This window comes from Bacillus sp. UMB0728 (genome assembly GCF_002858875.1).
Taxonomy (GTDB): Bacteria; Bacillota; Bacilli; order Bacillales; family Cytobacillaceae; genus Bacillus_AB; species Bacillus_AB infantis.
Genome location: NZ_PKLA01000008.1, coordinates 38,235 through 64,445, shown reverse-complemented (window position 1 = coordinate 64,445; position 26,211 = coordinate 38,235). Strand labels below are relative to the sequence as shown.

Genomic DNA, 26,211 nt, shown 5'->3' with positions numbered 1-26,211 from the left:
GAGTACGAATGGATGCAATACGGTTCCTGCAGGGAGAGCGGATTTATCTGCGGCCCATCAGTACAGAAGATACGGATATATATGTGAAGCTGCTCTATAATGAACAGTCACGAAAGCTCACTGGGCTGAAAAAAGCTTTTTCGAAAGATCAAATCTTCTCTTATATTAAAGACAAAGCGGAGGATTCATCTTCCATCCTCTTATTGATTGTCCTTGATGGAACGAATGAAGTGATTGGTGATATTGCCCTTCAGGATATAGATGCCACCAACCGCAATGCCAATATCCGTGTGAACATCAGTGAGGAAGAGAACCAGGGGCGCGGCTATGGAAGCGAAGCAATGGAGCTTATGCTTGGCTATGCTTTCGGTGTGCTGAATCTGCACAGGGTTGAGCTGAATGTTTTTGTCTATAATGACCGGGCGCTCCATGTCTACGAGAAGCTTGGCTTCAAGCAGGAAGGCGTCCAGCGCGAGGCTTTATTTTACGATCACCAGTACCATGATTCCATCATGATGAGCATTCTGGAGGATGATTACCGCAGAATTCATCTGGAGGAAAAATAGACCTGCAAGTCCGTGCAACCTGCACGGTTTTTTAAAGAGGAAAAATTCACAATTTCCTGATTGACTTTGCGAATGAGCGGGAGTATTTTATAGATTATAATCACACTTGAATTTAATACCTTTGCTGAATCTTATTTTAAGAACGGGGGAACCAATATGGCAGGAGGCTGTTGCGCCTGCCCGGGGTGAATCCTGGCTCAGGCCAGGAAGGAAGCTCTCAATTCCTAATCCGGCAGCTAACTCCGTAAGCATATTGAGAGAAAGGCCAATAGACATATTGACCATTCTTTTCCGTGGATAAGAATGGTTTTTTTATGGCCAAAATTAAATTTGCTTTTCACCATTTGAGGAAAAAGGAGCTTTATCGATCATGAAGCGAAAATACCTGAATATCACGCCGCCGCAGCTTTTGACCCTTATATTCCTGTTTTTCATCCTGCTGGGGGTCGCCTTGCTGAAGCTTCCCTTTTCAACCGTTCATGGTGTTTCATGGATCGATGCCCTGTTCACAGCCACCTCGGCTATGACCGTGACAGGGCTGACAGTGGCTGATACGGCGTCTACCTATACCTTGTTCGGCCAGATTGTCATCATGTGCCTCATCCAGCTCGGAGGCCTTGGAATCATGTCCTTCGCTGTGCTGATTTACTTGATGCTCGGAAGGAAAATCGGGTTCAAGGAGCGCCTTGTCCTGCAGCAGGCATTGAACCAGACGTCGGTCGGCGGAGTCATACGCCTCGTCCGCTACCTGTTTATTTTTTCCTTTACGATCGAGGCCATTGCTGTGTTCTTCCTCTGCCTGAGATGGGTTCCGCTGTATGGGTGGCAGGATGGATTTTATTACAGCCTGTTCCATTCTGTTTCCGCCTTCAACAATGCAGGCTTTCAGCTCTGGCCGGACGGACTCAGCCGGTTTGTCGGCGATCCTGTCATCAATATTGTCATTTCCATGCTCTTTATCATTGGCGGTCTTGGCTTTACCGTACTGGCCGATCTGTGGAAATCAAAGCAATTCAAAAGGCTGTCGCTTCATTCCAAAATGATGATTGTGGGCACCTTTGCGGTCAATATTGTATCAATGGCCGTCATCTTTTACCTAGAATATAATAATCCGCAGACCCTCGCCCATCTGACCAGCTGGGAAAAGCTTTGGGCATCCTATTTTCAGGCCGTTTCGCCGAGGACTGCCGGGTTCAATTCAGTGGACATCGGCGGGCTTGAGGATGCAACTGTCCTGTATATGCTGCTGTTAATGTTTGTGGGTGCGGGGAGCGCGTCCACCGGCGGCGGAATTAAACTGACGACCTTTATCATCATTATCATGGCTGTCATTACATTCATACGCGGCAAAAAAGACATTGTCATTTTCCGCCGCACCATCAGCGTCAACTATCTGACAAAAGCGTTGGCCATCTCAATGATTTCCATCCTGTTCGTCTTTATCGCCATCTTTGTCCTGAGCATCACGGAGGATTTGCCATTTATTAAAATTATTTTCGAAGTAGTATCCGCCTTCGGAACGGTCGGCCTGTCCATGGGCATCACTGCCGACCTGTCGGAAATCGGAAAAGAAATCATCATCTTCATCATGTTCCTGGGCAAACTCGGCCCGCTCACACTCGCCTTCTCCTTTGCCAAACAAAAACCGGAGAAAATTCGGTATCCTGGTGAGGATGTTTTGTTGGGGTAGGGGAATACGGTGGACGCTTGCTCAGATTTAATTTGAGCAGCCATTTTCATTCCATAAAACCAGGCCAGAACTTACCGTTCTGGCCTGATCTTTTACAAGCTGATTGCTGCTGTTTTTTAATTTCAAATAATCGGAATTTCCCTGCTTAGACAATACCAGCCGTCTTCTACTCCAGCTTAATCTTCACTTCTCCCTCTATCCAGGATGGAAAGGCTGATAACTCCAGACTGATAGGATTCTTATAATTAGCAGGGTCTGTTTCAGATAAGGAAACGCCAAACTCCTTATAAAGACCATCGCCCCCGGATCGATAGAAGGAGCTTCCGCCATCCAGATCTCTGCCTTCTGCATCTTTTGCAGTCGTAAAGAGCTGATGATTGTATTCCTTCTCTGCACGAACTTGAAATGAGAGGCTTCCCCCTTCCAAAACCAGTCCTGATAATTTATCACCCTTTGGCTGCTTCACAATCTCTTTCGTTTCGGTATTAATGACCACTTCCGCATCCTCTTTATCCACGGCCATCACTTTATTCAGTACCAGATACAGCTCCTTCGGTTCTTTAAAATAGTTGCTCTGCAAATAAATGATCTTCTCATTTTCTTTAATATCCTGTGATGTAACACCATTAGCAATGCCAGACCAGGCTTCTCCATTCTCATCAACAAGCCGCAAATCTTCCAGAGCAAAGATTTTCTTGCTGTTCTCCGGATCAAACACCACATGGATGGCCACGCGCAATGGATAAATGGCAATGTCCTTAAATGTGATTTTCTGCCCTTCTATTGAAACAGTTTCATTTAAGGGATATACCTTTTTCTTCACTTTTGGGTTTTCAACCGAAAAGTTAATTTCGAATGTTTCTGTGCCATTCTTTGTTTTGACCTCTGCCTCTGCCTTGAACTCTTTCCCTTTCAAGTCTTCACTGAATAGATAGTCAGCTGTTCCATTTACAGACTTTACTGGTTCATCTGTGTAAGAGCTATCACCAGAACCGGAAAAGCTGACAGGAAGCTCCTTCCCATCACCGCCAGTGATTTCAATACTATTTGTATGCAGCACCTGCTTCTCCTCTGACTCAACTGTGTAAAATACCACCAGCCCCCGCTCATCCCGTATAGCACCATCAAGCGTAACCCGGATCCCGTTTTTCTCCTGGGATATGCCGAGCGGCTGCATATAGTCATTCTCCACAGCGGATATCCATCCCTTGTCAAAACGGATAAGGTCTACCAGCTTTTCCATACCCGGCATTTCTGCTACATAGTGGGCAAAGGCCGGGGAAACTCTGATGCTGGTCAAAAATCCGAGCAATAGCAGGGCGGCCGCAATACCGGGCAGCCAGCTCCTTTTGATCAATCGCTTCTTCGGTGAAGCAGCCTTGGCTTGCTGGAACCCTTTCATGATCGCTTCTTCCAGCCGTTCATCCGGCACAGGAAATTCCTGATACCGCTCTCGTATAGCCTCAAGCTTTTTTTCTTCCTTCTCAAACATCCATCTTCCCCCCGCTTTCCTCGAGCTTCTCTCTTAATGACTTCAACGCTTTATTGAGCCATGTTTTTACAGTTCCTTCCGGACGGTTGTACAGGGCAGCCACTTCCCTGATTTTCAGATCATGGAAGTATTTGAGCGTCAGCAGTTCACGGGAGCGGTCATCGAGCGCCTCCATCGCATCCTGGACTTCGAATAGAAGAGTATTCTCTTCCCCGCCTGCTGCGAGGAGCAGCTGTTCGTTATATACAAGCCTGTTTTGCTTCTTGAGCCTGTCGCAGCAGTAATGGATCATAATCCGGATGATCCACGTTTTGAAATAGGCAGGCTGCTTCAAATCTTTTATGCTCCTGTAAGCCCGGAAGGTTACTTCCTGCACGGCCTCAAGAGCTTCTTCCTCATTTCGCATATAGGCAAGTGCGGTTTTGTACAAATCCGCCTTACAGGAACGGATGATATCAAGAAAAGCTTCATCATCCCCTTTTATGGCTTTGCGGACAATATGCTCCAAAGCTGATCGATCCCCCTCTTGTTTTCCTGAATATTAGACTGCTCCTTAGGAAAAAGGTTTTGCTTTTTCAAACTTTATTTTCCAATTCAGCTGCCTGCAGTCTGTTTATCTGCTAACTCACTGGGTAAATGTAAATATCTATGATAAGGAGTGGATCTAGTTGGATAATAATTATGCATTTTGGAATGGCTGGAATGGCTATCTGAACCAGCTTCCCGACCTTCTGCTGGCATTAGTCGTCCTCCTGTTGGGATGGATCATTGCAAAGGCGGTTGAAAAGGCGGTCCTGAAAGGCCTCCGCAAAACCAATCTTGATAACAAACTGTTTGCCGAGTCGGGAAACAGAAAGTATTCCCCTGAGAAAATCATAAGCAAAATCGTTTATATTCTCATCCTCATTTTTGTCTTTATTTGGTTCTTCAATATCCTAAACTTAAGCTTCCTGGCTACTCCGCTAGTAGGCATGTTCTCGACTATTACAGGTGCCATCCCAAGTATTCTAAAGGCTGCTTTGATCCTGCTGGTTGCCTGGCTGGTGGCATCCGCGCTCAAGTTTCTCATCAAGCGTGGAGGCAGAACGCTTCGCGTCCATGAAACACTGAACAAATATAAATTCATTAAAGGAGATCACGACTCCTCCAATATCGTCGATAAAGCCGCCAATATCGTATTCTATCTGGTTCTGCTGATTTCCCTTCCTGCCGTGCTGTCAGCCTTGAATCTCGAGGGAGTCTCCGGACCGTTTGCCGGCATGCTCAATGATATTCTGGCTTTCCTTCCTAAACTCCTTGCCGCTGCCCTTATTCTGTTTATCGGCTGGTTCATCGCCAAGCTGGTCCGTGATATTGTCACGAGCTTCCTGCAGAGCATCGGTACGGAAAAGCTTGTCGGGCGTTTCGGCCTGTCCAAGCTGTTTGAAGGGACCACCCTTTCATCTGTTGCCGGCTATATCGTTTTTGTCTTCATTATGATCCCGGTCGTAATCGCGGCACTCGAAGAATTGGATCTGGAAGGAATATCACAGCCTGCGATTGCCATGCTGAACGATGTCCTCACCATGATCCCGAATATCATTGTCGCCATCGCCTTTATCCTTGCGGGCATCTGGCTCGGAAAATGGGTCAGGGGGATGGTTGCCGGCCTTCTTGAACGAATCGGCGCAGATTCATATTTTAATAGCATAGGATTCACAAAAAATAAAACCAGGGCTGCAAAAAGCGGGATTTCCCAGCTGATTGGCTATATTGCCCAGATCATTGTTGTCCTCTTATTTGTTGTACAGGCTCTGAACCTGCTGAAGCTCGACTTCCTTGTCACACTGGCAACCGGTGTCATAGCCTATCTGCCTCATGTTCTTGCAGCCCTTGTCATTCTTGGCGCAGGATTATGGCTCGGAACCCTGGTAAAGAAGCTGCTTTCAAGCCTGCTGGAAGGCCCTCATTTCCGCCTTCTATCATCTGTGGCGCAATATGCGATCGTAGCCGTTTCCATCTTTATGGCCCTGGACCAGCTTGGCGTCGCCCATTCCATCGTCAATTCTGCCTTTATCCTTATACTCGGCGGACTGGCTCTCGCCTTTGGCCTTGCCTTCGGATTGGGCGGAAGGGACTTTGCTGCTAAGTACCTGCAAAAGCTTGACCGTAAAATTGAGCAGACGAGCATCAATAAAGATGCCCGCACCGCCCAGATTAAAGAATCAATGACTCCAGATGCCTCTATGGGCAATCAAGCTGGTGATTCCGGTCCTGCCCGGCCGATGACGCCTGATAACGCTGATCCGATAAATCCGGAGCATAATCGCATGAATGAAAACAGAGAAGAATAGCAGCCGCGCACGAGAGATATTTTGAAGCACGGGATGAAGCCGGCCTCCTGCGGGAAGCCGGCTTCTAAAAATCATTTTAGGAGAGCTGATTATGAAAACAATTCAAAAAGCATTGCTGAAAAAAGAAGATATGACCAACCCTGACATTGTGCCTGCCTGGGTCATTGAAGAATATAAGACGTTCCATCAAACTGTCACAGACAAGACCTTCCCATGCTATTTCGGCATGACTGCTGAAAACCGCGGGGAGCTGCGCTATGCATATATTTCACAGGATGACTGGTCACAGCTTCCAAAGGCGCTGGAACAGTTCATTGACCTTTTTGATGCTCCCAAGCTTATCCGCCATGGCCTGTTTGTGTTTGTGGAGCCGGAAAAAGAAGAGAAGGATATCCCTTACTACCGCGAATACTTCTGGAACATCCTGCAGTATCTTCATGATCAGGATGAAAAGCCTTGGCCGAAGGATTATCCAGAGGACCCGGACCACCATCTATGGGCATTCTCATTTGCAGAAGAGCCATTCTTTGTGTTTGGAAACGCGCCTGCCTATAAACAGCGGAAAACGAGGGATCTCGGAAACAGCCTTGTGCTGGGCTTCCAGCCGCGGAGAATCTTTGAGGGGCTTGAAGGCACTTCTAAAGGAGGAATCATGTCCAGGGAAAAAGTCAGGGAACGAGTGGAAAAGTGGGATGGACTGCCAAAGCACCCGAATATCAGCCATTACGGGGACCCTGAGCATCGGGAATGGAAGCAATACTTCATCGGCGATGACATCGAGCCAATCGAAGGGAAATGCCCCTTCCATTCTAAGTGATAGAATGGGTCAATAATTTATGCAAACAGGTTTCATTTTCCTTTTAAAATGGTATCACTATATTAAAATATCATTAAGAAAGGAATAAAAAAGCATGGTACAAGTAACTGTAACCGTTAATCACGGCGGAAAAAACTATATGACAAATGTAATCGCACATAGAGGAACTCAAGAAGAGGAAATTGCCCGCCTTGCACAGGAACAGGTGCAGAGGCAATGGCAGACTGTAAATTAAAAAAGTGAAGCGTGCGCGCTTCACTTTTTAGATTCCCCATTTAATATAAACACCCAGTGCGACGATGGAAAGCAGAATGACTACTGCATAAATTACAGTCAGGTTGACCGTATTTTTCCTCGCTGACTTCGAGTAGTCAGCATCACTTTTGCCGGCCAGCATAAGGGTAAAAATTAAAGAAAGAATGATAATGGCGATAACGATGATTAATCCCAGCTTCATGTTCGACTCCCCGCTTTTTAAGAAGGCTGCTTAATAGATTTCCCTTCAACTGTATATGATTAGTGTATCACTTTATATTTAATTCGTTCCCCTTTTATATATAAGTTTCACACAAATATCACCTTTTAGTTTGTTCGAATCCCGCTGACATCAGCGCCTGCTTAAGATTTGCCCTTGTCGGGATTTCCCGGAACTCTATTCCGAGAGCCACAATCGTCTGGGCGATTTCCGGCCGTATTCCGGTCATAGTTGCCTTCACACCGATCAGGTTTAATGACTTTACAATCTGGAACAGATTATGGGCGACCATCGTATCTATCATCGGTACGCCGGATACATCAATGAACAGCTGCTTTAGTTGAAGCTCTGTGCTGTTTTTCAGGCATTTTTCCATAATGAATTTTGCGCGCTCTGTATCCACTTCCCCAACAAGCGGAAGAACTGCTATATCCGCTGAAATCGGGACAACCGGAACGGACAGCTCCTGCAGGGCAGTCTGGGCGACTTCAATTTTCCTGGTGCTGTGGTTCATGTAAATATTGCTGAATATATATGCGACCTCATCCAGGAGCGGGTTGATGATTTTGCTGACATCAAGCATCGTGACTGCAGCAAATTGATTTTTCTCCAGCTCCTCAGTGAAAACGTCCCAAATAACCGATCTGAACAGGGACAGCACACGCAGGGATTCGTCCAGGGGAACGCCGTTTTCTATCGCCGTTTCTCCTGTTTCACGCGCCCATTTTTCAATTCTGCGCCCGCTTTCCTCCCGATCCGTATACAATGATTCACCCAGGATTTGAATCAGGGCTTTGCGCCATTCAGCTATCTGATCTCTGGCGACAGTCGATTTCTTAAGCTTTTCCTTATAAAAAGGGCATTCCCTTTCAAATATATGTTTGACGAGCTGCTCTTTGCTCTCTACTATCCTTGTGCCAATCTTAATCAATTCGTTTTTCAAAGCAATCCCTTCCCCTGTGAAAAAGTCTGACAATTATATCATAGCATTTCCGTGCAGTATTGCAACGCAGACCTCATCTGAACCCCGGCATGGAGGCACTTTGTGACATATATTACAGGCCGGCTGAGGTTTAGGCCATTTTCACCTGAGGGTATGTACTCTAGTAGAAACATTTTTAAACGATTAAGGAGGAATGAACATGGCAGATGATAATAAACGCGTAGTAGGCTCATATGCAACAGAGGATGAAGCGGTTGAAACAATTGAACGTTTGAAAGCGGAAGGCTACCGGGCTGAGGACATTTCGGTCATCAGCAAGAACCGTGATGATCTTGACGCTGTGAGCGAAGAAACCGGAACGAAAACAGAGGAAGGACTTGCGGCTGGCGCAGCTGCCGGCGGAGCATTGGGCGGGCTCACAGGGCTGCTCGTGGGCATCGGCGCCCTTGCAATCCCTGGAATTGGACCGATCGTTGCGGCGGGTCCGATTGCTGCAACACTGACCGGGGCAGCGGTTGGCGCCGGGGCAGGCGGACTTGCAGGCGCATTGATCGGCATGGGCATTCCGGAAGAAGAAGCCAACCGTTATGAAGCAGAGGTAAAAGAGGGCAGAATCCTGATCCTCGTCGATCCTGACGACCGGAACCGCGACCGCCTGACGGATGATGAAACGATCTTCACCGGAGGAGCTGTCAATGACGCCCGCCGCACTGACGAAGATTTCGTTGGCACAACAGACAGGAATACAGCCATCCGGGCTACGGACCAGGAAGATAGGTATGACAACTATATAGTCGATCCGCTTAACCCGGGCGAACTGGATAAAGGCGAAAATGCATTCCAGGACCACAATGATCAAAACCGCCCGTATACGGATGAAAATATAGATCCAAACACCCCTCTCAGTGACAAGGTGGTAAGCAATCCCTTTGCAGATGAAGACAGGCTGAGAGATGAAGTGAACCGCGATTATACTGACCCGCGCCAGCCTAATTCAGACTATCCTAAAGGATAAGGTCTCAGCTGGCCAACAAGGACCTGGCAGACTAACCCGCCAGGTCCTTTGGCTTTTTCATTTTTGCCCTGCTGAATACACTGAAAAGGTTCATGATATAATAGAGGCAATCCGCATGTTGAAAGGAGAAATAGTAATGAGGGACCATATTTTTTCCGGATTTATCGGCACCTACACAAAAGGCGACAGCAAAGGCATCTATTCTTTTGAATTGAATACAGAGAACGGCAGGATTGAAAACGTCAAGCTCGCCGCAGAGCTTGAAAACCCTACATATGTGACAATCAGCGAAGATAAAACCCGACTTTATTCTGTCGTAAAGGAAGGGACGCAGGGCGGCGCCGCCGCGTTCTCCATCAGTGATGGCAGCGGGCTTACAGAACTGAACCGCCAGCTGTCTGACGGTGCCTCCCCATGCCATATCAGCGTAAATAAAGACTCGAGCTATGCAGTGACTGCCAACTACCATAAAGGTACGATTGAAGCCTACGGACTGACGGGGGACGGTTCCCTGCTTTCAGCTTCATCTGTTGCCCAGCATGAGGGCACAGGACCAAACCCAGACCGCCAGGAAAAGCCGCATGCCCATTATGCAGGCTTTTCGCCAGATGAGAATTATATTGCCGCCGTTGACCTGGGTACAGATGAAATCATTACCTATGCGTTAAATGATGGGCAGCTGAAGGAAGCGGCCAAACTGGATGTAAAGCCTGGCAGCGGGCCGCGGCATCTTGTTTTCCACCCGGAAAGGAATATTGCCTATGTGATGACAGAGCTGAGCTCCGAGGTGATCGTGCTCGAATACAGCCCGAATGACGGCAGCTTCAAGGTAATGCAGACAGTACCGGCCATCCCTGAAACATTCCGGGAAAATAACCAGGGAAGTGCCATCCATATCTCTTCTGACGGCCGCTTTGTCTATGCTGCCAATCGCGGACATGACAGCATTGCCGTGTACTCTGTAAATGAAGAAACCGGCACGCTGGAGTTCATCGAGCATACCTCCACTGAAGGAAACTGGCCGCGCGACTTTGTGCTCGATCCTTCAGAAAGATATATCGTTGCCTCCAACCAGGAAACCGGAAACCTCACTTTGTTTGCTCGTGACGCACAAAGCGGCAGGCTATCCCTGCTGCAGAAGGATGTTTCAGTTCCTTACCCTGTATGTGTGAAATTCTTATAAAAAGCTTTTAAAAAGGGATATGCCCTGTTATCAAAGTATTCATAAGCGCATGGATGTTAACATCCATGCGCTTATTATATGGTCCTGATCACCATGTTGGCTGTACTGTTACCTGGATGAAAAAGGGCGTCCTATATAAGAAAGCAACAGGCTTCTGATACACCGCAAAAAAAATCCTGCACTTGCAATGAAGGCCAATGCCAGTAGAACCCGTTCATTGATAGGCAGCTCAAAAATAAGGCTTATACCCAGCAAAAGGATACACAGCAGGCCATTTACTCCAAACAGAATACCCCAAAGGATATCTTTTACATACTTATAGATCCTTCTTCCTTTCACGTATTTGATATAAAGGAAACAAACTATGCATGCACCTGTCATGATAAGCACAGTCTTTATAAAAGGCAGGGAGGTACGTTCTTCCCAAGGCATATCAATTATGACCATGTTTACGTAATAAGTTAGATTAAAAACAATCATAAAGAGGACAGCATAAAAAAACACCACCCACTCACTTATATAAATAATAGGCATAATAAGCTTCTTTAACATAGTTCCTCCATTGATTATAAGCCAGGCTGTTTTCTTTCTATCGTAACAAAATCACTTTGCCATTTCATGTTTTTTCAGGGTAAAAAGACTTTAATCTAAGCCCTACGTGATGCTAGTCTTTTTCATGTTACATAACCATATGCTATAATAGGATTAAGTTACATTGGAGGTGATTAAATGAAAACAGTCGGTGCAATAACTGACAAACAAAAGATCCTGATGATGAAGGAATGGCTCCAATCCCGCTCTTCCCGCGACTATTGCTTGTTTCTGCTTGGCATCAACACCGGAATACGCATCAATGACCTGCTTCACCTGCAGGTAAAGGACGCAGCAGATGAAAGCGGAAATATCCTTTCCTATCTGCATACCTCTGAGGCTTGCTTTCCCCCTATCTATTTCAATCTGCAGGTCCGTGAAGCCCTCCACACATGCATCCAGGAGAATGGCCTCAACTGGGAAGACCCGCTCTTTAAGTCAAGGAAGTCCAAAAATTCAATCACGAGGGTACAGGCGTACCGGATCATTAATGAGGCTGCCCAGGCCGCCGGCATTGAAGAGCCTGTCGGCACACACACACTAAGAAAAACCTTTGGCTATCATGCTTATTCAAAAGGTATTGCCGTGTCGCTCATTCAAAAGAGGCTCCAGCAATCCTCCCCTTCAGAAACCTATAGCTATCTGGGGATTTCACCTAAGAACCCTCCATCTGTCACTCTCGACGTCAATTTATAGAAAAGGAGCTGATATCAATGATTAATGTTTTGCATACAGATACATTCATCCTGCTTGCGGCCATCCTGTTCATTACCGGCGTGCTGACAACTAAGTTCTCCTCACGCCTCGGCGTTCCTTCCCTCGTGCTATTTATGGCAGTCGGGATGCTGATGGGCAGTGACGTACTGGGCATCATTTATTTCGACAATGCCAGCACAGCCCAGATGATCGGTGTCCTTGCTTTAATCATTATCCTGTTTGAGGGCGGCCTGCAGACTAAGTGGAAAACACTTCGCCCTGTCGTCCTCCCATCCTTGTCACTCGCCACCCTCGGCGTCATCCTCACATCCGGAATCGTCGCAGCCGCAGCGAAGTTCATTCTGGGGACAGGCTGGCTCGAATCGATTTTATTCGGTGCCATCGTCGGATCAACAGATGCCGCTGCCGTTTTCGCTGTTCTTAAGGATAAGAATATCGATGAACGGATCGGTGCCACTTTAGAAGCAGAATCAGGCTCCAATGACCCGATGGCTGTCTTCCTGACAGTCGCCATGATTGAATTGATCACCCTTCCGGAAGCAAGCATCTGGTCGCTGATCGGAACCTTTTTCCTTCAGATGAGCATCGGCCTTCTGTTTGGCCTGATTTTCGGCAGATTGGCCGTCTTTGCCCTTAACCGCATCAATCTTGATTCTGGCGGCCTCTATCCTGTTTTTGCCACAGCCTTTGCACTCTTAACCTATGGTATTACAGCCTTTGCAAGCGGAAGCGGACTCTTGGCCGTCTATATCGCTGCCATTATCATCGGAAACATGGAACTTGCCTACAAGCATACCATCTTCCGTTTTTCTGAAGGATTTGCCTGGATGATGCAGATCATGATGTTTGTGATTCTCGGCCTGCTGGTGTTCCCTTCAGAGCTGTTCAGCCTGGATATCTTCCTGAAAGGCATTGCCATTTCTGCGATCCTCATATTGATCGCAAGGCCTGCAGCCGTCTTCTTGTCTACCGTCAGGATGGGATATAAAACGAATGAACTCATCTTCCTTTCCTGGGCAGGACTAAAGGGAGCTGTCCCTATCGTCTTGGCCACCTTCCCCCTTCTTGCAGGAATCGAGGGAAGCCAGCAGATCTTCAATGTCGTGTTCTTTGTCGTCCTGACCAGCTGCCTCATACAAGGCTCAACGATTACAGCGCTCGCAGCTAAACTGAAGCTGACCGGACCGAAAAAAACGACGCCCATGCATTCGCTTGAGCTTGTGTCCATCGGAAAAGCCGATGCAGAGATGATTGAATACGAAATGGAGGATGATGCCCAGATCATCGGGCAGACCCTGATTGATATCCCGTTTCCAAAAGGTGCACTTGTGAATGCCATCATCCGCAATGATGAACTGATCACACCGGCCGGCAGCACCATCATCCTTCCAGGGGATGTTCTGTATATCCTGGCAAGCCGCAAAAGCAAGCCGCAGCTCAAAAAGCTTCTCCTGCAGAAAAAAATAGAAGAAGCGGCCGAGCCGACTGCTTAAGAAGGTCCCGCGTTCACCCGGTCCATCAAAAAACACCGTCCTTATCCGGACGGTGTTTTGCTTTACTCTATTATCAGGTTAATTCCCTGTTTTTCTTTTTCTCGGATTCACCGACGATGACTGCACAAGCAGCATCACCTGTAATATTAACCGCTGTTCTGGTCATATCCAGAAGCCTGTCGATCCCGATGATCAGGGCAATCCCTTCAACAGGAAGGTTAACAGACTGAAGGACCATCGCCAGCATGATCAGGCCGACGCCCGGCACACCTGCTGTACCGATGCTCGCAAGGACGGCAGTCAGGACGACCGTCACTAGCTGCGTGAACGTCAGGTCAAGGCCATATACCTGAGCGATAAAGATGGTTGCGACACCTTGCATGATCGCTGTTCCATCCATATTGATTGTCGCACCAAGCGGCTGAACAAAACTGCTCACCGATTCAGGGACCTTCAGGTTCTTCTGTGCCACATTCATGGAAACCGGAAGTGTGGCATTACTGCTCGATGTACTGAAGGCCACGCTCATGGCCGGGGCAAAGCCCTTGAAGAATTCGATAGGGCTGCGCTTGGCCAGGAAGTATACCGATCCTCCGTACGTCACAAGCGTATGGACGATAAGTGCCGCAAGCACCACACCCATGTACAGCCCCATCGCTTTGATCGCATCAACTCCCTGGGTGCCGACTGCCGATACGATCAGGCCGAAGGTTCCATATGGCGCAAAACGCATGATCAGGTTCACAAGGTACATCATCAGCTCATTCCCCTGGTCAAACAGCTTCAGGACGCCTCTGGTTTTCTCGCCAAGCATAGTAAGACCAAAGCCGACGAAAACAGAGAATGTAATGATCTGAAGCATGTTACCTTCTGTAAATGCCTTGATAGGATTTGTCGGAATGATATTCAGCAGGGTTTCAGATACAGGCGGAGCTTCCTGTGCTTCAAACTCTGCACCAGTGGTATCGAAGGTCCCGACATTCCCCGGCTGGAAGATGTACGCGAAGACGATCCCGATGATCAAGGCCATACAAGTAGTAGCCAGGAAGAAAGAGATTGTCTTCAGGCCGATCCTTCCGAGCTTTTTAGGATCCCCGAGGCCGGCTGTGCCAAGAGTGATGGAGAAAAACACGATTGGCACCACGAGCATGTTAATCAGGTTGAGGAATATTTTCCCCAGCGGAGTGAACAGATAAATATTCAATGTTTCAAATAAATCCGGGGAATATAGATTCAGCAATAAGCCGACAATGCCCCCTGCAATCAGAGCGATGATAATCTTTGTTGAAAGTTTCATGCTGCAAGCCTCCTTGTCAAATTCTGATTTTTTAGCATAGAAAAACACAGAGAGCGAGTCTCTGTGTTTGAACGCAGACTTGTCCTCCCAAATAACGCTTACGAGGTTAGCTGTCGGATTCGGGCTTTGAGAGTGCCCTACCTGTAAAGGATTCACCCCGAGGCAGATATATGCCCGTTGGATCCCCCGCTCTTTAAAAAGATTAAGCGCATCTTTCGATAATTTTTTTTAATTTTACTCTATGAACCTATCGTCTGTAAATATTTAAATACTGGAACTGTACTTTTTCCCTCACAGAAAAACAAAATAAATGACAGCCGCGAGGATAATCCTGTAAATGGCGAACGGCACCAGCTTGATTCTGTTGATGAGCGCCAGGAAGAAACGGATTGATGCCAGGGCGAACACAAAGGCACTGATGAAGCCGACTATAAAGAATGGGATGGCATCAGGCGTGAAGTACTCCCAATTTTTCAGAAGCGACAGCCCGCTTGCCCCAAGCATGACAGGCACCGCCATGATAAAGGTAAAATCAGAGGCTGCCCTGTGGCTGAGGCCGAGCAGCACCCCGCCCGAGATTGTGGAGCCTGACCGTGAAAAGCCCGGCCATAAGGCGATGCACTGGAACAATCCAATGAGGATTGCCTGCCGGTAAGTGATCTTGTCCACCGTCTCGATGGCCGGCTTCCTCTTTGAATAATAATCAGCTGCAATCATAAGCAGGGCGCCAGCCACCAGGCCGATTACCACTCTGTTAACCGAAAACAGATACTCATCTATATAATCCTCAAACAGAAGCCCCAGAACCGCCGCAGGCAGCAGGCCTGCAATCACCTGCGTGAGCTTCAGCTTCGGTCCATCCGATTGTTCCTTCCCCCCTTTACCCAGCCCTAAGAGCTGGATAAACCGGTCCTTGAACACAATCACCACCGCAAGGATCGACCCAAGCTGAATGACAACCTTGAATGTATTGGCTACTTCCTTTGAGAAAAGCTCTTTTGACTTTAATAAAATATCGTCCACTATAATCATATGGCCGGTAGACGAAACGGGTGCAAATTCAGTAAGACCTTCAACAATGCCCAATATCAGGGCAACAATCATCTCTTTCATTATTTTCCTCCAGAACAAAACAGCTGCCCCGCACGCAAAAGCTGCTAATATGAGCTCTCATCGGCGGAGCAGTCCTGCCATCTATTTATTTTTCTTTCTCTTTATCATCTTCCAGGATGCCTTTTGTTGCCTTTTTGAATTCACGCAGCGTATTGCCGGCAGCCCTGCCAAGCTCCGGAAGCTTTTGCGGTCCAAATATAAGCAGCGCAACAAAAACAATGACCATGATTTCCCCAAAGCCTAAATTCCTCATCTCTGCACCTCTTTTTTCAGTTTAGTTTTATTTATTACTACCAGAGGAGGAGATAAAGAACTTAGAATGAAAAAAGACCGGTGTAAGCAGGATCCTCAGCTTTTCCAGCATAATATCCATCCGGAAAAACCTTCGGAAAAGCAGCATGCCGGCCGGCGATGCCAACAATGGAAGATACGCGGCCGTCCCAAGGAGCTTTCCTTTTCGCTCAAAAGGCTTTTCTTTCGAAAAAACCTTGCCGTCCTCCAGGACCAGCATTTCAAAGCGCTTCTCATCACCCGAAAGCAGGCTCGAGAAAGGATCATGCCCTAATCCCCATAGACTATAGACACTGATTGCAAATAGGAAAAGGAGATTCATTCCCGCCATATTGTCTTCCCTTTCAGTTTGATAGAATTATCATACTTCGTCCGCCCCGGTTTGGAAAGACTGAAAATCAATAACCAATCCCCTTTTTATGGAAAAAAGAAAAAGGACAGGCTATCCTGTCCCCTCCTATCCTAAAACAGGCAGGTTCCGCTGGCAGTTCAAAAACATGGCCACCCTTCTTTTATGATCCAGCCTGAACAAATGAACTCCGGTATCTCCTGTAGCAAAGAGCTGGCGGCTTGTATTGGGCAGCCCAAGCAGCGCCAGGATCAGCATGGAAATCAATCCGCCGTGCGAAACTGCAGCAACCCTCTTATACCCTTTTTGTTCAGCATCATCCAGGATCTCTGATAGAACGGTCTCGGCCCGGAATCTCATTTCAAGCATCGACTCCCCCTTCTCGATGCGCACATGCGGCTTTCTGCCCTCAGGCGGTTCTGGATAACGGATGCCCGCTTCCTCCCGGGACATCCCGGCCAGAACGCCATTATTGAATTCCATCAGCCTTTCATCCTTCCTCAGCCTGCACCCTGCTCTATCAGCTGTAATAGCCGCTGTTTCATAGGCCCTTTTCAGCGTACTTGCCCAGATGATATCAGGAGGATAGTGTTCAGTGATAAATTCAGCAAGGAGTCCCGCCTGCCTCCTTCCCAAAACGGTCAGCGGAAAATCCGCCCTGCCCTCGTGTACGTCCAGCAGGTCAGCTTCTGACTGGCCATGGCGGATCAGCAATAATTCAAGCATCCACTCCAACTCTCTTTCTTTTTTATGTATAAAAAGATATTACCCTGCCAAAATAAGGATGCATTCTTACTAAGAGATTCAATTTCTCTATAAAAATAATCCTGATTGAGGTGGAACATGAATATTCCAGAAGTGCTTATAAGGATTACCGTTTCTTTTCTTGTGCTTTTTGCGCTTGCCAGACTGATGGGGCGGAAAGAAATTGCCCAAATGACCTTTTTTAACTTTGTATCAGCCATTGCCATCGGTTCTATTGCAGCCAACCTTGTCCTCAGCCCGAATGTGACCATTCGAAATGGGGTCATTGCCCTGGCCGGCTGGGCCGCGTTCACCATCCTCATGGGCTATCTTGATATCAAATCCAGGAAAGCAAGGGTATTCCTGGAGGGCCAGCCGCTGATCGTCATAAAAGACGGCAAGGTGATGGAAGACTCCCTCCGCAAAGCCAGACTGGATATTGATGCCTTAAGCGCTTTGCTCAGGCAAAAAAATATCTTCTCCATCTCAGATGCAGACTATGCGGTCTTTGAGACGGACGGCAAGCTGTCGGTGCTCAAAAAAGAAGGAAAGCGCCCGCTGACACAAAGCCATGCAGCCCAGGGAAACCCGGTGCCCAAAGATGCCTATCCGGTCGGCACCGCCGTCATTTCCGATGGCCAGCTTGTCTCCCAGAATCTTGACGGCTTAAACCTTTCCCAGGAATGGATTGAAGACCAGCTCCAGCAAAGCGGCGCCTCCCTGTCTGATGTCTTCTACGCTGAAGTCCAGCAGAATGGCACCCTTTACGTTGACTATAAGGATGATCAGCTTCAATAACCGGAGGCGAAGATCTTCAGAACTGCCCCAGCGCGGGCTTTACTGCAAAGACAGGGACCTGCAACCAGGCCCCTGTCTTTCTTTTGTGCTATTTCACCAGCTCAACAAATTGCTCCAGCTTCTCAAGACTGGTCAGGTTCTGGTTGCATTTTATGGTGTCGCTGCAAATATAATTGCCTTTTCTTACGTAAGTCCCCTGAACGGCGCCCTTCTTTTGGGAAACAAACAGTCCTGCTTCTCCATGTTTGCCGCAAATAGAACAAATCCCTTTTTGGCTGATCGGCTTGAAGGTTCCTGACAAGCCGGCAAGCTTATTTTTATTCAGCACGGCCATATACCTTCTCCCAGTGCCTTTGTCGTCCCAGGAAAAGTAGGAAATGCCTTTCTGCTCTTCCAGCCCTACTTCAGGCACCTTCAGCTTTTTAGCCTTGGGAAACAGCTTCCTGGCTGCCTGTTCGCTCACTGCCGGAAATGGAATGATATAATCCTGCAGGCCTTCCAGGTACCGGTCTGCCTCTGTCCTGTCCTTTATATCAGGCAAAGGGGCAAGAAGCTCCTCCTGTTCAGCAGTGAGCTCTGGAAACAGTGCTTTAGCCTTCTCAGAGGTGATGGCTCTCAGTGCATTCAAAACCCCTTTATCATTTACAGAGCTGTGCCCGTTCACAAGGTGGGCTGCCTGTTCTTTTATAAAATTATACTGGTCGTTCCGGATAAACGGCTCCATTGCATTCACTCCTATTTTGTCCCGGATCAGGCTGTTGACTTCTCAAGATAATTATAGATAAAATCAGCAGCCGGGAATAGGCAGAGAATGACTCTGAACCAAAGTGTACCTACTGCCTGCTTTTCTGTTTTGAATAGACTATCTTTTTGATTGTTTCATTGGCCAGGAAGTATTCGCCCGCCAGCACTTCGACCGGCTTTCCGTTCCGGAATGCCTTCCTGATCTCCTCATTGCGTGCATCGATCTGCTTCCGGCCCCCGGAGGTTTCCCCCCATTTTCGCCGGGCAGCCTCAGGCTTTGGAATATAAATCATTTCACCTTGAATATATTTCTGGATCTCCGCTATCAGCTCTTCAGGCAAAACAGCGGCTGCTTTTACATAGCTCATTTCGGCCAGCTCCTTATTTTAATGGTTTCTAAATAAGGGGCAAAGCCAGTAATAGAAATGAGATCACATTGTAAGGGCGATTATATGAATCTTCTCCCCATGCAAAGTATCGCCTTTCCTCTTACAGGCTTTGCATGAGCCGCTCCAGTATCCGGCAGCCAGAATGTTTCTGCCATTATATCCACCTCCCGATTATCCTGATTTTGGTATCCATTATAGTACAATTCGAGTGTATTTGCATGATTTTTTCATATGAACAGGGAAGATGCCCTCTGCTTCCCCTTTCCGTCTCGAGGAACTGATCAGGATTAAATGCTACAAAAAAAAGCACGGAAAGAGCAGAAGCCCATTTCCATGCTTTCTTATTCTAGCAGCAATTGCCCGTATTCCCCAGCAGTACAAGTCCTTTCTTGTCTCCGCTCAGATCAAGGACCAGGTCCTCTACATTCGGTTCAATGATTGGATCGATTGCTACTTTGATCTCATTGATTGTGGATACGTTATCGTCCTCTTCCGGCTCATCCAGAGCCAGTCCTACTTTTGGCTGTCCTCAGCCATAGCCTGCGAAATATATGCGGATATTCCGGGCATTTTCTTTTTCAAACATCTGCTTTAGGATATCGCGTGCCTGATCAGTGATTTGCATTTGCATTTCCTCCTTTGCTGTTAATATTACTTTACCATACAAACACCCGGGCTGGTATCAAATCAGCCTCTGCACCACCCTAAGACTGCCATCCAATTGATTCCTGCGATTGCATTTTTGCCCCAAGACTGTCAGACTAGGATTGACAGATTATGAAGGCGAAGGTGAAAAGCTTGATTGAAGTTAGAATCTCAAACATTACTGATGACGAAACCAATAAAGGTGTGTTCGCTACCCGTGATATCAAAAAGGGAGAGCTGATCCACAGAGCCCCGGTACTTGCCTATCCAAATGAAGAACATAAATATATTGAGAAAACCAGGCTCGCCGACTATGTATTTGAGTATGGGACAAACCATTCTGCCCTTCTCCTTGGGTATGGAATGCTGTTCAACCATTCCTATGAGCCGAATGCCGATTATGAAATCAGTTTCGAGAATCACTCTTTTGATTTCTATGCTTACAAGGATATAAAAAAAGATGAAGAAATCATGATCAACTATAACGGCGATCCTGATGATGATGCTCTCCTATGGTTTAACGGAGGAGAAGAATAAGGAGGGGCAGCTTCCCTCCTTATTCACTCTGCCATCCTGTTGTTCACATAATATACAAGCCCCATCATAATGGCTATACAGAGCATGATTAGGAATTTCGGTGAACCCACACCCAGAATGCCGCCGATAAGGAGAACAATGCCAAGAACCGCTTCCGTTCCTCCGACCAAATGGGCCAGTTTCTTTTTATCCCTCACCCTTTTTTCATTAAACCCTGATAAAAGCCACGTCATTTTCTTAACTCCTACCAAAAAACCAAGCACAAGAAAAATAGTCCCAAAAATAATCAAATCCTGATTCATTCATTCCATCTCCTTAAAATTTCTTCACTATGGCCGGAATAATGTAAAACGGAATAAACAGGGTTGCCAGCAGATAAATTAAGATTGTTTCTTTACCCAGGACCTATTGTCCAAACGTTTGATAAAGCCATATATACCTCGCATCAGCAGTCCAATTATTACCCTTAATCAAACGTTTGATTAAAGACTTATACACTTTGCATCAGCCGTCCATTTGCTTTCCTTAATCAAACGTTTAATTAAAATCTTGTATACGGTGGCAGCATATAATTGCTGCCCTTGATTAAACATTTGATCAATTACTTTTCTCCAACTATGCAAAAAGGAGGCATCCAGAAAGGAGCCTCCTTAGACAAACGTGTAGTCGCAAAATTAAAGTGTATTCTCCCCCTTCTCTCAAACCCTTGTCATTACTGCCTTTCTCCCATTTTCCCAATTTTTGTAGGCGAATTAGTTCTTCCCTAACTCGCTCCTTTTTTCTCCTATTTTTTGTAAGAATCCTGTTTTTTTAGGAAAAATAGTTGTTCCCTGAAAATCAGGGTGAAGGAATGATAAATGATGGGATTTTTCTGCTTTTTCTCTTGCTTTAACCCTTCTTTTTCTTGTTTTTCTCCTGCATTTCCCCCTGCTTTTTTCCACTCTTTTTCTCATGCTTTCTTTCTTGAAATCCTTGATTTAACAAGGATTATCGTACTTTCAGTCAATCGTTTGATTAACTTTTTCTGACATACCAACGGTACGTTTCCCCGCTTTTTTCTGGCCTTTTTTCATGTTTTACCCATGTATCTTTCTCTGCTTTTGGATACAAAAAAACGAGGAAAACAGGAGGGAATTCTCCGATTTTCACTCGTTTTAGGGAACAACTCATTCACCCAAGGGAATAATTTATTTGACTTGGGACGTACGTCATTTTGCTATAACATAGAAAGGCAGGTCTTAGAGATTAAAGGGTTAAGTTAATACAAGTCGCTACTATATAAGGTATTTTAAATAATCATTAAATTTCAAAGTCTGTTGAAGTCGCAATCTTATACTGAACATCTTATGCATTCGTACTGTATCTGGCAATTACTAATCTATGTTTTGGCAGTATGTTTATTAATCTTTATGCATCATTAATCAGGGGAAAACTGTATATACGCTAATTTTTATTCATATTTGTGCATGTGTACATACGTTACTAACGGGCAATTTAGTGTAAGAAGAAGTAGTATTTTTTATAAGTAAAATAATAAAACTCTCCTAAATAGTAAGGAGAGCCTGTATTATTTCAGTAATCGCATCTTGATTATTTAGTTAAATCGTTCCTATCCTGCATTGAAGGTGGTTCTTCAAGCCAACCATTTTTCGCCATGATTTTTCCACCGTCTTGCCCATAAGTTAATATGTCTTTTGCTTCACTAACCATTTTTAATGGGAGGTCACTTCGTAAACTAAATGCTGTTCCTAATGCACTGCTTCCTAAACCAAAGCTACAAAACATACTGGTACAATACAACATTAGTTTATCTGAAAAAGGAGCGACCTTTGAGTCTGTTGCATTTGCCCCCCACGTTGAAGGCGGTTGAATATCACTTTGAAGAAATAATTGCGTATTATCGGTTACAATTTTTTTTGCCAATTCTTTTCCTTTTATGAAGTATTTTTTTACTTCTGGTTCATTTGCCACCTGTGCAAACCCCGTTATCAATTGCATTCCAATAATATTCGATTCAATTGCATGGTATAAATGAGCTACTTCCACAGTATTCAATGCTCGTTTTTCAGAAAATAAATTAAAACCACTCATATAATTAGTTCCATCAGCAAACTCAACTGTTTTTGGCATAGTTAAAGCAGGAGGGCGTGGTAAAACATCTTTCTCTTGCAAATAGTCCACGCATTCATCGTAAACACTTTGGGTAAATGCAGTTAATTCTTTATAAAGAAGCACGATATCTTTGCGATATGCCATACCTATATGGAGCGTATGTAATCCCATGCTTATTTCTTTGAGAAGACGAAGAAACATAATATCAAACATATTATCATACAACTTAGGCACACCAATATTAACATCTTGCTCTGTGTATCCAATAGGAATAACAGCACCTTCATTTTTAAGGATGTTCTTTATATCTTCAAGATAGTTAATAATTTTCTTATGAGTATTTTGCATTATCTCTTTAGCTCGAATATCATCCGCTTGTTCTATAAAATATTCAAGTATTCTCTGTGTCATTGTTTTTTGTTGATAGGTCATCCATAATGTTCCTAATTCACTTGAACTTAAAGCCTGTTTTTGAGTCATAGTATAAGCCTCCATTTATATTTAATACAAAAAAACCACTTTCATTGAACCTTCATTCGCATTAACAGACACTTTAAAAAATATCCAATCAATAAACCTGGGAATAAAGACAAAATTGGAAGCCACACAGGGCCAAATAATATCTGTCCTAATTTTAGTGAAGGTGAGTACATAAGCCCAATGGTTACAAAATAAGCTCCAAATACAAAAGGAAAATATGAATAAGGAGGAGTTTCTCCTTTGGCATCTCTATATGCATCCCACATAGCAAACATATAAAGACAGGGATAGAACATTAGCCATTGGTAATTTGTTGCTTCGATTGCTTCCCTAATGTTTCCTTGAAAGCTATATAAAATCACCATGTTAAAATGACTATTAACATTAACAAGGAACTCTAAAAAAATTAAAACTATTCCTTTCAAAAATTTTCTGTTTAATAACTGAGCAAAGCCTGGGAGAGCTATACTCCATAGAATAGCTTCTAACTTATCAGTCATAATCATATTGTCCTTATAATTTGTAATAGTTTTAGTATTACCCATGGGAGATAAACTATGTAGTAAAGGAAGTTATGTGTCTTTCCTTATTCAATTAACGGGGGCTTGAGTTCAACAATGCTCGGATGCTATGGTAGCCTGTTTTATTTGTTCCACTATCGTTTGAAATTTAGTTGAAGTAGGGATTGTAGAATAAAAATGACATAATTAATCCTTCTCTTTGTATTTTATTGGTTTCTTAGATAGTTTCTTGATTTTTAAACAATAAATAACTGGTAAATGGGGAGGGGGAATTGGAGGAGCTGGAGGGAATATCATGCAAGTATGTTTTTTATTGCTACAGGCGGTTTGCTTTATGAGTTCATTGTAAAAGACTTTACCTTATGGAAGTATCATCCTGATTTACTATATGGACATGATATGACAATAATTGTATATGCTCTTATTACAATGCCTGTTAGTATTTTTTTATTTCTCTCCCATTTTCCCGAAAGATGGTTTTATCGACTGCTTTACATATTGCTTTGGTCTGGAATTTACATTTCCGTTGAGTGGATATTATATGTGTTTAAGAGAATTTCATATCAGAATGGATGGGAATTTGTATATTTTTTTTTATTTGATATCGTTATGTTCTCGGTCATTGCATTACATCAGTATTATCCATTCCGAGCATATATCTTATCCGTATTTGTTATCATTTTTTTGATATTATACTTCAAAGTTCCTTTCAAGTTTGCTTAATAACTCGAATTTGATACCATCAACCAATGCTTGTTGAGCTAACGTGGCAGTTTAATACAATAAGGAATAAAATTAAAGAGCCTAAAATATGCAAGTTTTTATGCACTACTTGCGTATTTTGGCTCTTTTACATTCATAAAAGACACTGCCATTTATAGCATTTTTAAATTTCCAAATACAACTAAATATCTAAATAATTACCACTTTTTATATGATTATAGCCGAGGGCCTAAAATGTATATAATCATCATGGTAGCCTGGTTGCCAGAAGTAATTCCTGTATCAAAATATATTGAACTTTCCTAAATTGCCTGAATTTAGTGAAAGGATGTTTTCTGTTGAGCAGTATTCTTCTTGCAGATGATTCTCGTTTTATGAGGAGTTATTTAAAAAAGATTTTAAATGAATCCAACTTTAAAGAAATAATTGAAGCTGACAATGGTGTACAAGCAATTGACATGTACAAGATATATCTACCCTCTATTGTAATAATGGATATAACAATGCCTATACTTAATGGAATTGATGCCCTAAAAGTAATTAAAAAAATAGACCCAAAAGCAAAAGTTATTATGTGTACAGCATTGGGTGGTCAACAATCTATAATTCAAAAAGCGTTAAAAATTGGAGCAAAAGATTTTATAGTTAAGCCTTATTTTCACAATTTAGTTTCAATAGTAAATAAACATTATTAGGAGAGTATAAAGGATTATGATGAATATATTAAATAATTGGTTGAATCACCCTTCTTACTTTCGCTACGGTTTTTTTATACTTTTTATATCAAGTGTCCTTATAAATAGCTTTATTCTAAGGGATGAAAGTAATTTTTTTATCCTCTACATTATCACCGTCATCTTTTTAGGAATCGGCTATTATAACAAGCCTACCTGGTTTTTGACCTTTTTTACCTTTTTGGTGGTTTTATGTAGATTCTTTCTCATATCAGAAATAGAAGATAACGCAGTTACGTTTATCATTTATCTTTTTACCTATATTCTAATCACCTTTATATCGGCTGGATTAATGAGAAATGTTCAAAAAGTAAAAAAGGATAATTTAGAATTAACCACAGCTCTTGCGAACGCCTTAGATTCCAGAGATGCTTATACATTGCATCATTCTGAAAACGTAGCAAGATACTCTGTAGAAATAGCTAAAAAAATGAAGTTGTCTAAAGACTTATGCAATATCATTCGCATAGGAGGGTTGCTACATGATATAGGAAAAATTGGTATTCCAGAGTATGTATTGACAAAACCTGGAAGGCTAACGAAGGAAGAATATGAGCTAATTAAAGCACATCCAAAGATTGGGTATGAAATCATAAAACATGTTGAAAGTTTTCATAAAAATGGCGTTTTAGATATTGTTCTATATCACCACGAACGATATGATGGGAAAGGTTATCCTTCAGGGTTAAAAGGTAGTGAAATACCATTAGTAGCCCGAATTGTGGCTATTGCCGATACATTTGATGCCATGACTTCCAAACGTATTTATAGACAGGGGCTTGATTTGGAATATACTCTTAACGAAATTCGTAAAAATAAAGGGACACAATTTGACCCTGAAATTGTTGACGTATTTCTAAGTCTATTCGATAAAAATAAATAAAATATATCAATAGCACAAAAACACGCTTGGGTACAGATTCTCAAACGTGTTTTATTTTACCTATTTTCAATTGCTATACATATGCAATTTCCTACTTTATCCTTGTTTTTTCATGCTTTTTAGAAAACAAAAATAAGTGAAAACTGGGGTTATCATCCAATTTCCACTCTTTATTAACAAGGATTATTTAATTGGTAACACAACTTCAACCGCTGTCCCCTGGTTCACTGCACTTTCAATGTTAATTGTCCCGCCATGTTCCCGAACAATTTTATGACTAATCATTAAACCTAATCCCTTTCCCTTTTCTTTTGTACTGAAAAAAGGTTCTCCAATATTTTTAATCCGTTCTTCTGATATACCATGACCTTGGTCAATAAATCTAAACTTGATATAGTCCGTACTGTCTAAGAGTATTTGAATTTTAATAATGCCTCCATTTGGCATAGCTTCAACTGTAGTTGCAAAATTCAAGTGTATTCTCCCCCTTCTCTCAAACCCTTGTCATTACTGCCTTTCTCCCATTTTCCCAATTT

Annotated in this window: 30 protein-coding genes and 2 riboswitches; of the genes, 14 read left to right on the top strand and 16 right to left on the bottom strand. The window is 44.1% G+C overall.

The genetic code is table 11. The features are described from left to right. Positions 1 to 8: 8 nt before the first annotated feature. Together CYJ37_RS24380 and CYJ37_RS24375 are read left to right on the top strand one after the other, a co-directional pair. Positions 9 to 566, top strand: coding sequence for a GNAT family N-acetyltransferase (locus tag CYJ37_RS24380; RefSeq protein WP_101552565.1), 558 nt, complete (start codon positions 9 to 11; stop codon positions 564 to 566). Positions 567 to 678: 112 nt separating this feature from the next. After that, a riboswitch (cyclic di-AMP (ydaO/yuaA leader) is annotated at positions 679 to 831 on the top strand. A gap of 105 nt (positions 832 to 936) precedes the next feature. Beyond that, the gene (locus CYJ37_RS24375; RefSeq protein WP_101552563.1) at positions 937 to 2,256 is read left to right on the top strand and encodes a TrkH family potassium uptake protein; all 1,320 of its coding nucleotides are present in this window, start codon (positions 937 to 939) and stop codon (positions 2,254 to 2,256) included. Between the two features lie 166 nt (positions 2,257 to 2,422). On the opposite strand, the gene CYJ37_RS24370 is transcribed toward CYJ37_RS24375, so the two are convergent. After that, entirely contained in the window at positions 2,423 to 3,748 is a 1,326-nt protein-coding gene (locus CYJ37_RS24370) for a DUF4179 domain-containing protein (RefSeq protein WP_101552561.1), read from the bottom strand. Continuing rightward, entirely contained in the window at positions 3,741 to 4,256 is a 516-nt protein-coding gene (locus tag CYJ37_RS24365; RefSeq protein WP_101552560.1) for a sigma-70 family RNA polymerase sigma factor, read from the bottom strand. Before CYJ37_RS24365 ends, CYJ37_RS24370 begins: the two co-directional genes overlap by 8 nt. A gap of 160 nt (positions 4,257 to 4,416) precedes the next feature. Here CYJ37_RS24365 and CYJ37_RS24360 point away from each other — a divergent pair, with 160 nt between their 5' ends. From CYJ37_RS24360 to CYJ37_RS26945, 3 genes are all read left to right on the top strand, one after another. After that, positions 4,417 to 6,081, top strand: coding sequence for a mechanosensitive ion channel (locus tag CYJ37_RS24360; RefSeq protein ID WP_101552558.1), 1,665 nt, complete (start codon positions 4,417 to 4,419; stop codon positions 6,079 to 6,081). A 91-nt stretch (positions 6,082 to 6,172) separates the two neighbouring features. Next, positions 6,173 to 6,898: a YqcI/YcgG family protein gene (locus tag CYJ37_RS24355; protein ID WP_101552555.1), complete on the top strand. Its 726-nt coding sequence runs from the start codon at positions 6,173 to 6,175 to the stop codon at positions 6,896 to 6,898. A gap of 94 nt (positions 6,899 to 6,992) precedes the next feature. Further along, positions 6,993 to 7,133, top strand: a complete 141-nt coding sequence (locus CYJ37_RS26945) for a BA3454 family stress response protein (RefSeq protein ID WP_142385315.1) — start codon at positions 6,993 to 6,995, stop codon at positions 7,131 to 7,133. A 27-nt stretch (positions 7,134 to 7,160) separates the two neighbouring features. On the opposite strand, the gene CYJ37_RS24350 is transcribed toward CYJ37_RS26945, so the two are convergent. Together CYJ37_RS24350 and CYJ37_RS24345 are read right to left on the bottom strand one after the other, a co-directional pair. Beyond that, entirely contained in the window at positions 7,161 to 7,355 is a 195-nt protein-coding gene (locus tag CYJ37_RS24350; RefSeq protein WP_009795711.1) for a hypothetical protein, read from the bottom strand. 118 nt (positions 7,356 to 7,473) lie between these two features. Next, the gene (locus CYJ37_RS24345) at positions 7,474 to 8,316 is read right to left on the bottom strand and encodes an STAS domain-containing protein (protein WP_253615993.1); all 843 of its coding nucleotides are present in this window, start codon (positions 8,314 to 8,316) and stop codon (positions 7,474 to 7,476) included. Positions 8,317 to 8,515: 199 nt separating this feature from the next. Here CYJ37_RS24345 and CYJ37_RS24340 point away from each other — a divergent pair, with 199 nt between their 5' ends. The 4 genes from CYJ37_RS24340 (at position 8,516) to CYJ37_RS24320 (ending at position 13,315) form a co-directional block, all read left to right on the top strand. Then, complete coding sequence (locus tag CYJ37_RS24340) at positions 8,516 to 9,331, top strand: general stress protein (RefSeq protein ID WP_101552551.1); 816 nt, start codon at positions 8,516 to 8,518, stop codon at positions 9,329 to 9,331. 136 nt (positions 9,332 to 9,467) lie between these two features. Continuing rightward, the gene (locus CYJ37_RS24335) at positions 9,468 to 10,514 is read left to right on the top strand and encodes a lactonase family protein (RefSeq protein WP_101552549.1); all 1,047 of its coding nucleotides are present in this window, start codon (positions 9,468 to 9,470) and stop codon (positions 10,512 to 10,514) included. A 729-nt stretch (positions 10,515 to 11,243) separates the two neighbouring features. Beyond that, positions 11,244 to 11,801, top strand: a complete 558-nt coding sequence (locus CYJ37_RS24325; protein ID WP_101552545.1) for a tyrosine-type recombinase/integrase — start codon at positions 11,244 to 11,246, stop codon at positions 11,799 to 11,801. A gap of 17 nt (positions 11,802 to 11,818) precedes the next feature. Further along, positions 11,819 to 13,315: a potassium/proton antiporter gene (locus CYJ37_RS24320; protein WP_101552543.1), complete on the top strand. Its 1,497-nt coding sequence runs from the start codon at positions 11,819 to 11,821 to the stop codon at positions 13,313 to 13,315. 73 nt (positions 13,316 to 13,388) lie between these two features. Here CYJ37_RS24320 and CYJ37_RS24315 read toward each other — a convergent pair whose 3' ends face one another. The 5 genes from CYJ37_RS24315 to CYJ37_RS24295 form a co-directional block, all read right to left on the bottom strand. Further along, positions 13,389 to 14,612 (bottom strand): dicarboxylate/amino acid:cation symporter, encoded by a 1,224-nt coding sequence (locus CYJ37_RS24315; RefSeq protein ID WP_101552541.1) that lies wholly within the window; start codon positions 14,610 to 14,612, stop codon positions 13,389 to 13,391. A 79-nt stretch (positions 14,613 to 14,691) separates the two neighbouring features. Further along, a riboswitch (cyclic di-AMP (ydaO/yuaA leader) is annotated at positions 14,692 to 14,831 on the bottom strand. A gap of 72 nt (positions 14,832 to 14,903) precedes the next feature. Next, positions 14,904 to 15,725: an undecaprenyl-diphosphate phosphatase gene (locus CYJ37_RS24310; protein ID WP_101552539.1), complete on the bottom strand. Its 822-nt coding sequence runs from the start codon at positions 15,723 to 15,725 to the stop codon at positions 14,904 to 14,906. Positions 15,726 to 15,810: 85 nt separating this feature from the next. Continuing rightward, positions 15,811 to 15,978: a twin-arginine translocase TatA/TatE family subunit gene (locus tag CYJ37_RS24305; protein ID WP_101552538.1), complete on the bottom strand. Its 168-nt coding sequence runs from the start codon at positions 15,976 to 15,978 to the stop codon at positions 15,811 to 15,813. 27 nt (positions 15,979 to 16,005) lie between these two features. After that, complete coding sequence (locus CYJ37_RS24300; protein ID WP_101552536.1) at positions 16,006 to 16,347, bottom strand: hypothetical protein; 342 nt, start codon at positions 16,345 to 16,347, stop codon at positions 16,006 to 16,008. Positions 16,348 to 16,473: 126 nt separating this feature from the next. Beyond that, positions 16,474 to 17,091, bottom strand: a complete 618-nt coding sequence (locus CYJ37_RS24295) for a histidine phosphatase family protein (RefSeq protein ID WP_101552534.1) — start codon at positions 17,089 to 17,091, stop codon at positions 16,474 to 16,476. A gap of 117 nt (positions 17,092 to 17,208) precedes the next feature. Between CYJ37_RS24295 and CYJ37_RS24290 the strand changes: the two genes are divergently transcribed. After that, complete coding sequence (locus CYJ37_RS24290; RefSeq protein ID WP_101552532.1) at positions 17,209 to 17,907, top strand: DUF421 domain-containing protein; 699 nt, start codon at positions 17,209 to 17,211, stop codon at positions 17,905 to 17,907. An 88-nt stretch (positions 17,908 to 17,995) separates the two neighbouring features. Here the strand turns inward: CYJ37_RS24290 and CYJ37_RS24285 are convergent, their stop codons facing one another. Beyond that, positions 17,996 to 18,631 (bottom strand): FusB/FusC family EF-G-binding protein, encoded by a 636-nt coding sequence (locus CYJ37_RS24285; protein WP_101552530.1) that lies wholly within the window; start codon positions 18,629 to 18,631, stop codon positions 17,996 to 17,998. 109 nt (positions 18,632 to 18,740) lie between these two features. Further along, positions 18,741 to 19,019, bottom strand: coding sequence for a CD3324 family protein (locus CYJ37_RS24280; RefSeq protein ID WP_101552528.1), 279 nt, complete (start codon positions 19,017 to 19,019; stop codon positions 18,741 to 18,743). Between the two features lie 819 nt (positions 19,020 to 19,838). On the opposite strand from CYJ37_RS24280, the gene CYJ37_RS24275 reads away from it, so the two are divergent. Next, positions 19,839 to 20,222 carry an SET domain-containing protein gene (locus CYJ37_RS24275; protein WP_035403454.1) on the top strand — a complete coding sequence of 128 codons (384 nt, stop codon included), beginning with the start codon at positions 19,839 to 19,841 and terminating at the stop codon, positions 20,220 to 20,222. Positions 20,223 to 20,245: 23 nt separating this feature from the next. On the opposite strand, the gene CYJ37_RS24270 is transcribed toward CYJ37_RS24275, so the two are convergent. The 4 genes from CYJ37_RS24270 to CYJ37_RS24255 all read right to left on the bottom strand — a co-directional run bounded on the left by CYJ37_RS24270 (position 20,246) and on the right by CYJ37_RS24255 (position 23,320). After that, positions 20,246 to 20,524: a DUF3784 domain-containing protein gene (locus CYJ37_RS24270; protein ID WP_101552525.1), complete on the bottom strand. Its 279-nt coding sequence runs from the start codon at positions 20,522 to 20,524 to the stop codon at positions 20,246 to 20,248. Positions 20,525 to 20,974: 450 nt separating this feature from the next. Beyond that, positions 20,975 to 21,175, bottom strand: coding sequence for a hypothetical protein (locus tag CYJ37_RS24265; RefSeq protein WP_101552516.1), 201 nt, complete (start codon positions 21,173 to 21,175; stop codon positions 20,975 to 20,977). Positions 21,176 to 21,812: 637 nt separating this feature from the next. Continuing rightward, positions 21,813 to 22,814: a DUF3231 family protein gene (locus tag CYJ37_RS24260; RefSeq protein WP_101552523.1), complete on the bottom strand. Its 1,002-nt coding sequence runs from the start codon at positions 22,812 to 22,814 to the stop codon at positions 21,813 to 21,815. Positions 22,815 to 22,855: 41 nt separating this feature from the next. Continuing rightward, positions 22,856 to 23,320: a hypothetical protein gene (locus CYJ37_RS24255; RefSeq protein ID WP_180827441.1), complete on the bottom strand. Its 465-nt coding sequence runs from the start codon at positions 23,318 to 23,320 to the stop codon at positions 22,856 to 22,858. A 273-nt stretch (positions 23,321 to 23,593) separates the two neighbouring features. Here CYJ37_RS24255 and CYJ37_RS27930 point away from each other — a divergent pair, with 273 nt between their 5' ends. The 3 genes from CYJ37_RS27930 (at position 23,594) to CYJ37_RS24240 (ending at position 25,675) form a co-directional block, all read left to right on the top strand. Next, positions 23,594 to 24,058: a CBO0543 family protein gene (locus CYJ37_RS27930; protein ID WP_101552522.1), complete on the top strand. Its 465-nt coding sequence runs from the start codon at positions 23,594 to 23,596 to the stop codon at positions 24,056 to 24,058. Between the two features lie 338 nt (positions 24,059 to 24,396). Further along, positions 24,397 to 24,753: a response regulator gene (locus CYJ37_RS24245; RefSeq protein WP_101552520.1), complete on the top strand. Its 357-nt coding sequence runs from the start codon at positions 24,397 to 24,399 to the stop codon at positions 24,751 to 24,753. Positions 24,754 to 24,769: 16 nt separating this feature from the next. After that, entirely contained in the window at positions 24,770 to 25,675 is a 906-nt protein-coding gene (locus tag CYJ37_RS24240) for an HD-GYP domain-containing protein (protein ID WP_257964303.1), read from the top strand. Positions 25,676 to 25,858: 183 nt separating this feature from the next. Here the strand turns inward: CYJ37_RS24240 and CYJ37_RS24235 are convergent, their stop codons facing one another. Further along, positions 25,859 to 26,149 (bottom strand): ATP-binding protein, encoded by a 291-nt coding sequence (locus CYJ37_RS24235; RefSeq protein ID WP_101552518.1) that lies wholly within the window; start codon positions 26,147 to 26,149, stop codon positions 25,859 to 25,861. Positions 26,150 to 26,211 lie beyond the last annotated feature (62 nt).

Bases quoted from the DNA above. Each gene is read 5' to 3' on its own strand.
- CYJ37_RS24380 (WP_101552565.1), top strand. From the start codon at position 9: ATGGATGCAATACGGTTCCTGCAGGGAGAGCGGATTTATCTGCGGCCC.
- CYJ37_RS24375 (WP_101552563.1), top strand. From the start codon at position 937: ATGAAGCGAAAATACCTGAATATCACGCCGCCGCAGCTTTTGACCCTT.
- CYJ37_RS24370 (WP_101552561.1), bottom strand. From the start codon at position 3,748: ATGTTTGAGAAGGAAGAAAAAAAGCTTGAGGCTATACGAGAGCGGTAT.
- CYJ37_RS24355 (WP_101552555.1), top strand. From the start codon at position 6,173: ATGAAAACAATTCAAAAAGCATTGCTGAAAAAAGAAGATATGACCAAC.
- CYJ37_RS26945 (WP_142385315.1), top strand. From the start codon at position 6,993: ATGGTACAAGTAACTGTAACCGTTAATCACGGCGGAAAAAACTATATG.
- CYJ37_RS24350 (WP_009795711.1), bottom strand. From the start codon at position 7,355: ATGAAGCTGGGATTAATCATCGTTATCGCCATTATCATTCTTTCTTTA.
- CYJ37_RS24340 (WP_101552551.1), top strand. From the start codon at position 8,516: ATGGCAGATGATAATAAACGCGTAGTAGGCTCATATGCAACAGAGGAT.
- CYJ37_RS24335 (WP_101552549.1), top strand. From the start codon at position 9,468: ATGAGGGACCATATTTTTTCCGGATTTATCGGCACCTACACAAAAGGC.
- CYJ37_RS24325 (WP_101552545.1), top strand. From the start codon at position 11,244: ATGAAAACAGTCGGTGCAATAACTGACAAACAAAAGATCCTGATGATG.
- CYJ37_RS24320 (WP_101552543.1), top strand. From the start codon at position 11,819: ATGATTAATGTTTTGCATACAGATACATTCATCCTGCTTGCGGCCATC.
- CYJ37_RS24315 (WP_101552541.1), bottom strand. From the start codon at position 14,612: ATGAAACTTTCAACAAAGATTATCATCGCTCTGATTGCAGGGGGCATT.
- CYJ37_RS24310 (WP_101552539.1), bottom strand. From the start codon at position 15,725: ATGAAAGAGATGATTGTTGCCCTGATATTGGGCATTGTTGAAGGTCTT.
- CYJ37_RS24305 (WP_101552538.1), bottom strand. From the start codon at position 15,978: ATGAGGAATTTAGGCTTTGGGGAAATCATGGTCATTGTTTTTGTTGCG.
- CYJ37_RS24300 (WP_101552536.1), bottom strand. From the start codon at position 16,347: ATGGCGGGAATGAATCTCCTTTTCCTATTTGCAATCAGTGTCTATAGT.
- CYJ37_RS24295 (WP_101552534.1), bottom strand. From the start codon at position 17,091: ATGCTTGAATTATTGCTGATCCGCCATGGCCAGTCAGAAGCTGACCTG.
- CYJ37_RS24290 (WP_101552532.1), top strand. From the start codon at position 17,209: ATGAATATTCCAGAAGTGCTTATAAGGATTACCGTTTCTTTTCTTGTG.
- CYJ37_RS24285 (WP_101552530.1), bottom strand. From the start codon at position 18,631: ATGGAGCCGTTTATCCGGAACGACCAGTATAATTTTATAAAAGAACAG.
- CYJ37_RS24280 (WP_101552528.1), bottom strand. From the start codon at position 19,019: ATGAGCTATGTAAAAGCAGCCGCTGTTTTGCCTGAAGAGCTGATAGCG.
- CYJ37_RS24270 (WP_101552525.1), bottom strand. From the start codon at position 20,524: ATGAATCAGGATTTGATTATTTTTGGGACTATTTTTCTTGTGCTTGGT.
- CYJ37_RS24265 (WP_101552516.1), bottom strand. From the start codon at position 21,175: ATGAGAAAAAGAGTGGAAAAAAGCAGGGGGAAATGCAGGAGAAAAACA.
- CYJ37_RS24260 (WP_101552523.1), bottom strand. From the start codon at position 22,814: ATGACTCAAAAACAGGCTTTAAGTTCAAGTGAATTAGGAACATTATGG.
- CYJ37_RS24255 (WP_180827441.1), bottom strand. From the start codon at position 23,320: ATGATTATGACTGATAAGTTAGAAGCTATTCTATGGAGTATAGCTCTC.
- CYJ37_RS27930 (WP_101552522.1), top strand. From the start codon at position 23,594: ATGGGGAGGGGGAATTGGAGGAGCTGGAGGGAATATCATGCAAGTATG.
- CYJ37_RS24240 (WP_257964303.1), top strand. From the start codon at position 24,770: ATGATGAATATATTAAATAATTGGTTGAATCACCCTTCTTACTTTCGC.